4 protein-coding genes and 1 pseudogene are annotated in these 6,000 nt (G+C 57.5%); 3 read left to right on the forward strand and 2 right to left on the reverse strand.

From position 1 onward, the window contains the following. The first annotated feature begins 57 nt into the window (after positions 1-57). Together NKJ84_RS26800 and NKJ84_RS26805 are read left to right on the forward strand one after the other, a co-directional pair. Positions 58-1,722 (forward strand): ABC transporter substrate-binding protein, encoded by a 1,665-nt coding sequence (locus NKJ84_RS26800; protein ID WP_352508934.1) that lies wholly within the window; start codon positions 58-60, stop codon positions 1,720-1,722. A gap of 219 nt (positions 1,723-1,941) precedes the next feature. Beyond that, positions 1,942-2,139, forward strand: a pseudogene (locus NKJ84_RS26805) (oligopeptide/dipeptide ABC transporter ATP-binding protein); the annotation flags it as partial. A 428-nt stretch (positions 2,140-2,567) separates the two neighbouring features. Here NKJ84_RS26805 and NKJ84_RS26810 read toward each other — a convergent pair. Beyond that, positions 2,568-3,410, reverse strand: a complete 843-nt coding sequence (locus NKJ84_RS26810) for a 2OG-Fe(II)-dependent halogenase WelO5 family protein (protein WP_352508930.1) — start codon at positions 3,408-3,410, stop codon at positions 2,568-2,570. After that, positions 3,400-4,659, reverse strand: a complete 1,260-nt coding sequence (gene ectB / locus NKJ84_RS26815; protein WP_352508931.1) for a diaminobutyrate--2-oxoglutarate transaminase — start codon at positions 4,657-4,659, stop codon at positions 3,400-3,402. Before ectB ends, NKJ84_RS26810 begins: the two co-directional genes overlap by 11 nt. 946 nt (positions 4,660-5,605) lie before the next feature. Between ectB and NKJ84_RS26820 the strand changes: the two genes are divergently transcribed. Then, entirely contained in the window at positions 5,606-5,938 is a 333-nt protein-coding gene (locus NKJ84_RS26820) for a hypothetical protein (protein WP_352508932.1), read from the forward strand. Positions 5,939-6,000 lie beyond the last annotated feature (62 nt).

Raw genomic sequence — 6,000 nt, forward strand, 5'->3', positions numbered from 1 at the left:
TCCGAGTGCGCCGGAATGCAGGTGAACATTCAGTATTGGGAAACAAGGGGAACTGCTATGATACGAAACGCTAACTTGCTCGACGAACTTCGCTCCACTCTCACCCCTGTCGAAAACCATCTGATCGATGGCTATGTCGATGGCCGTGTGAGTCGTCGCGCCCTTCTGCGGCACGGCAGTTTGCTTGGCCTGTCACTCCCGTTTCTTGGGCGGGTTGCATTGGCAGCTGGCTTCGGCGCAGCACCTTCTGTAGCGCGGGCCAATGTTGAGCCAGGTGCCACCATTCGGATTGCGTGCGCCGCGCCGGAAGCCGCGATTGACCCCGTCCTGACGGGCAGCTACGGCGCAATATTGATGTTTCAGCAGGTCGGCGAGTTCCTTTGCGTGGACGGGCCGGACCTTGTGCTAAAGCCTGGCCTCGCGACAAGCTGGAAGCCCAATCAGGACGGCACTGTCTGGACCTTCACGTTGCGCAAAGGCGTCAAATTCCAATCTGGCGGCGAGATGAAGGCGGAAGATGTCGTTGCCACCATGGACCGGCTGGCCGATCCGAAGAATTCCTCAAACGCGCTCTCGGTGTTCAAAGGAATCCTGCAGAAGGGCGGCGCCAGGAAGGTGGACGACTACAGCGTCGAGTTCCATCTCGACGGTCCGAACGGGAATTTCCCCTATATGGTGTCGTCAGACAACTACAATGCCATCATCCTGCCGGCGAATTATTCCGGGGACTTTGAGAAAACCTGGGACGGCACCGGTCCTTTCAAGATCGAGAAGTACACTCGGAACGTCGGCGCGAGTTTTGTGCGCAATGAAGATTACTGGGGGCCTAAGGCGCTGCCGGCCAAGACAGAGTTCATCTTCTACCAGGACATCCAGCCCCAAATCCTCGCGCTTCAGGCTGGACAGGTTGATATCATCAACACGCTGCCCGCACTTGCCGGCGTGGGACTGCTAAGCGACCCGAGTTTCGACATTATCAGCGTTAAGTCAGCCGCTAATCAGGCAGTCCATATGCACTGTCACATGGGCCCGTTCAAAGATGCGCGTGTCCGCCAAGCTGTGGCGCTGAGTCTCGATCGCGTGAAACTGGTGAAAGGCCTGATGAAGGGCCGAGCGATCGCTGGCAACGACAGCCCCTTCGCGTCGATCTATCCCTCGACCGATCCGTCGGTCCCGCAGCGCACACAGGACATCCAAAAGGCAAGAGAGCTGATGAAGGCGGCGGGGTTTGACAAGGGCCTTCAGGCGACGCTTACTGCTCCGCAGACTCTGGAAATTCCGGCCTATGCGCAGCTCATCCAGAGCTGGGTGAAAGAAATTGGCATCGACCTCAAGCTGAACATCATGGACCGAAACGCCTTTTTTGGCGATGTGGTCCCTGGAAAGTCGCCTTGGCTCGACGCAGAAATGGCCATAGCCGACTGGGGTCACCGAGGGGTGCCGAATGTCCTTCTCACGGCACTACTGACGAGCACCGGCACCTGGAATGCGGCGAACTTCCAAAACGAGGAATATGACACGCTCGTTAAAAGTTACATCGCCTCGTTCGACCTGGATACGCAGCGGGAGAATGCAGGAAAGATCCAGCGGCTACTGCATCAAGAAACGCCCATGCTCTTCGGCTACTTCTTCGATCACCTGACCGCGACGAAGAAGGGCGTCGTCGGCGTCCAGCCAACGGCCATGGGGCAACTGTTCCTTCATGGTGCGGGAATCGTATGAGGTCGGTTCGGCGGACCGGTACGAGCCGGTCCGCTGCCCAACGCGATGCATTCAGGGAGACATGATGAACCGCTTCCTGGCCGGCGCTTTGCCTATTCGTTGGTGACCCTCTTCGTGCTCAGCCTGCTCGTGTTCTTTCTCGGGCAGGTTCTGCCAGGCAACGTCGGTCGAGCTATCCTTGGCCCTTTCGCCGATCAGCAGGCGGTATAAGCGCTGAGGCCATCAGAGCGCGTATTCGAAAGACCAAACCACTCCTATAGGGAGGCACTTCTTTCCGCGGTCCCCAACCTCGACGGCACCCAGAACATCCGCATTCGGCTGTCGGGCGAAATTCCCTCGGCAGCCAATCCGCCTCAAGGGTGTGTCTTCCAGAGTCGGTGCCCGCGAAAGCTCGGCGCTATTTGCAAGACATCGGATCGTGCTAGGCGAACGTGATCTCGATCGAGATTCGTCGAGCAATTCGGCATGGCCATCGCCTGTGACTTCGTCCATCTCGTCACATCCGCCCCATGTGAAGTGAACTATCGAAGGGCCGTAGCTCAGATCTAGGCCGGCTTGCAGGGCGCCAAAGGCGATCTCGCCGTTGCTGTCGGCTCCGATGGTGATGGTTGCGGGTCCACCGAGGTTGAGATAGCCGCGATCCCACAGATCGGCTTCGATGATTCGCCAGCGGCCAATCAGTTGGCAACCCGCGGGCGCGGTCATGTCGGCACCGCCAGCAGCTCCGGCAATCGCACCAGATTGTAGTCGGCAGCCGCGAAGATGAAGGCCCACCCGACGCGGTCGCGTCCGCGCAACTTGTCTTCTCCTGCCCGGAAGCCGGTCAGTCGTTACGACGTCCAACTTCAGGTCCACCAGAGAACAAGATCCGGGCGAGCAAACCCGAAAAAGCTGTTCAGCACTAGGCGACGCTTTCCGTTGCCTGATTGACCGGTGACCCCGTGAACGAAACCGCCATCGATCAGGCCGATATCACCCGCCCTGAGCTGGAAGTCGCGACAAGGAACGCCCTCGAGATAGGCTGCCGAATAGGGATAGCCCGTAGTCTCCACACCTTGAGACTTGCGGTCGGTGACTGTCGGCTTGTGGCTCCAGAGCCGCAGATTGCCACCTTCCTCGGGCATGCTGGGATAGAAGTTGAGTGCTGCGACGGTGTTGTGCGCCACCGCAGAAAGCTCGTAATCGTACCCAGCACATAACACTTGAGCGACGTCGTCGTGGGGGTCCAAGGAGAACGTGCCGCTGCCAGACCAACTGAGAGCGCGACAAACATTAGCCTGACCGTGCTCCGAACGGGCCAGCCGCAATTCAATGCCCTGTTTGCGAAGGTCGCGTTTCAACGCGTCGAACAATGCTCTGACCGGATCAACCAGATTCTCAAAAAGGGCGTCGACGTACGGTCGCGCAGTTTCCGCCTCTGCGAAATAGGTGGCTGCATCCTTCCTGTAGTGGGATGCGCCGACATATTGTCCGGGGACGCCATCCCTACGCTCCTTGAGACCGGGACTGCCACTGAAGTTCGCGGTGATCTCCTCGGCTATTACGGTGCTGAAAGCTTGCCTGATGTGCAGAGCGGTGATTTCACCTTTCAGGACTGAGATGATCTCCGTAGTGCTGATCGAGCCGGTTCGTTCTCTGATCTCGACAGGCGAGATGGCTGGGGCTTGGGATACTTGATTAGTCTCCATTGGCTTGCTCCTTTAGTGCGTGATCAAGGATGGCGATGCCATGATCGAGTTCGTCATCGGTGATGGTTATCGGTGGGAGGACTTTGATGACGTCGCGATTTGGTCCTGAAGATTCGATCAGCAGGCCATTTTCGAATGCGACATCGTGCACACGGCCGACAACGGCCTGCGAACGGCACTTGAGGCCGGCCATCAGACTGCGGCCGCGCTTTTGTTCGATGCACTTGGGAAATTTCGCAACGAGGCCATCGAGGTGCCTTTGCAGTTTGGCGGCTGTCTGCTCGACGCCAGCAGTAAACTGCCTATCGCACCACATCTTGCACATGGCCCGCGCAGTCACAAAGGCGAGATTGTTGCCTCTGAAAGTCCCGCTATGTTCTCCGGGTTTCCATATGTCTATTTCGGGGCGAATGAGAACAATCGAGAACGGACTACCTGAACCGCTTAGGGACTTCGACAGGCACACGATGTCGGGTTCGATTTTCGCGAACTCGAACGAGAAGAAATCGCCCGTTCTTCCCGAACCTGCCTGAATGTCGTCGACGATCAAAACCACGCCGTGCTTACGGCAAATCCGCTGAATTTCTGTAAGCCAAGCTGCAGATGCGGCGTTCATGCCGCCTTCTGCCTGGATGGTCTCCAGGATGATTGCGGCGGGCTTTTCTATGCCGCTCCCTGGGTCGCCCAATACCAAGTCTATGTAGCCCGCGGAATCGAAATCTTGGTTCGGATATCCGTCATAAGGGACACGGATCACATCGTGGCGAGCGACGCCGCCCAGATCCCTAGTTGACGCCGAACCCGATACCGCCAGAGAGCCAAGCGACATGCCATGGAACGCGTTCGAGAAGGCCATTACGCTCGGACGGCCGGTATATTTTCGCGCCAGGGCCAGCGCCGCCTCGTTTGCGTTTGTGCCGGTCGGCCCAGGAAATTGTATTTTGTAAGAGAGGCCTCTGGGCTTCAGGATCGAATCAACAAACGCTTCAATAAAGTCACGCTTCGCAGCAGTATACATGTCGAGCGACAGAAGAATGTTCTCGCCGACGAGATATTCGATTGCCGGTGCAATAATATTCGGGTTGTTGTGTCCGTAGTTGAGGGCGCCCGACCCTACGAGGAAATCGATATATGGGTTGCCGGCCTCGTCCCAGATTGTCGCCCCAAGGGCTCTCGTAAAGACCGCGGGAAACGATCGCCCATAGCGACGAACGTTAGACTCATGAGCTGCAAAAACGTCGCTGTTCATTTCAGGGTCCCTCTGCATGTCGTTCCGCGTTCAACGAGCAAGTGATTAAATGCGTTTGGTCGGTTGCGGTTGTTTTTAGTTTCACTGAAGATCGGAACGGTCCAGGCGGAACTTTGGACGGTCGTGACCTCCCAGGAATGTGTTCGTAATGCCGACCCGCTCCTCAAAAAGGCCCGCGCCAAGAGGGAGACCGGACTCGCGCGGCAGCTCAACTGCACTGACGCCTTCGGAACCTCCACCGTAGTCACGTTGCTCTGCATGGCGATATCTCTCGTCTATGCGTTGGAACGAACTCAGTTCTAGAGTTTTCGGGGAAGCGTCGATACTACGGTATTTGGTAGTTGACGCACCTGCTTGTACCCGGCGAAACGCCCTGCCAATTCTATCAAGCTCAGCGCTAGCACCGGCTCATGGGTGACAGGCGCTTCTGCCATGCAGCAGCATGCTAACGTGTTGCCGGCCGCTTCGGCAGCGACACGAACCACATCGTGCCCCGGCTCGTAGTGTAGCTCGGCGGTAGCGAAGCCGCTCGCGAGCGCGCCTCAACAGCGCTGTAGCGAGCGAGCGGCGGAGCGGCGAGGATCGGCGTTGTTCGATGTCGGGACCGCTTTCGGACCGCTTCTGAAGCGTCTCGAGCAACTCTGCCTGAATGAGGATCAGGGTCTCGAAAGCCGACTGCGGAGGATATTACAATCTGTATGTGGGACCAGACCAAGCCGGTTCTCCTCCTAGGCCAATAAAAGTTTACCAGACAGCTTGGTGCTGGGAGATGCGACCACAGGATCTGTCGAATCCGCGTAAAAATAGGGGACTAGACTCCATCGACCGGATTCACGCGAGGCAGATGGAGGCGGCCCGCCTATGCAGTCTCAAGAGGATCGACATTCGCTCCGGCCCCGCTTTCAGGCGGTTCGCCGGCCCCCAATCAGCATGGGGACGCCTTTGCATGGGCATATTCGCACATCCTGCAAAGCAGAAAACCATCCGTCCCATTCATGCGATCGGCGATTTCGCTAAAAACTGGCCCTTCAAAAAGATCTTCGTATTCGTCGCGCAGAAGATTGCCCAATATGGCGCCGTTCAAACCATGCAGCAGAGCGTAACGTCACCGTTTGGGAGAAGAACATTCCGATACTGCCGTCCGTCAACGCATGTCAGCGGTCCGACGACTGGCTGCCGTGGTTCGACGATCTTCGGATCGACGCTTCCACCCCTGCTGCTCAGAGGCCGCGCGCGAACTAGAGCACGTCCTGTGATCGATGAATCGATTGTGATGTGACGGCTGCGTTTTGTGCTGATTCAACATCCACCTCGATGGAGGTGGACGATGGGAAGAGCATT

The sequence above is a fragment of the Mesorhizobium sp. M0048 genome, from assembly GCF_040323405.1.
In the GTDB taxonomy this organism is placed as follows: domain Bacteria; phylum Pseudomonadota; class Alphaproteobacteria; order Rhizobiales; family Rhizobiaceae; genus Mesorhizobium.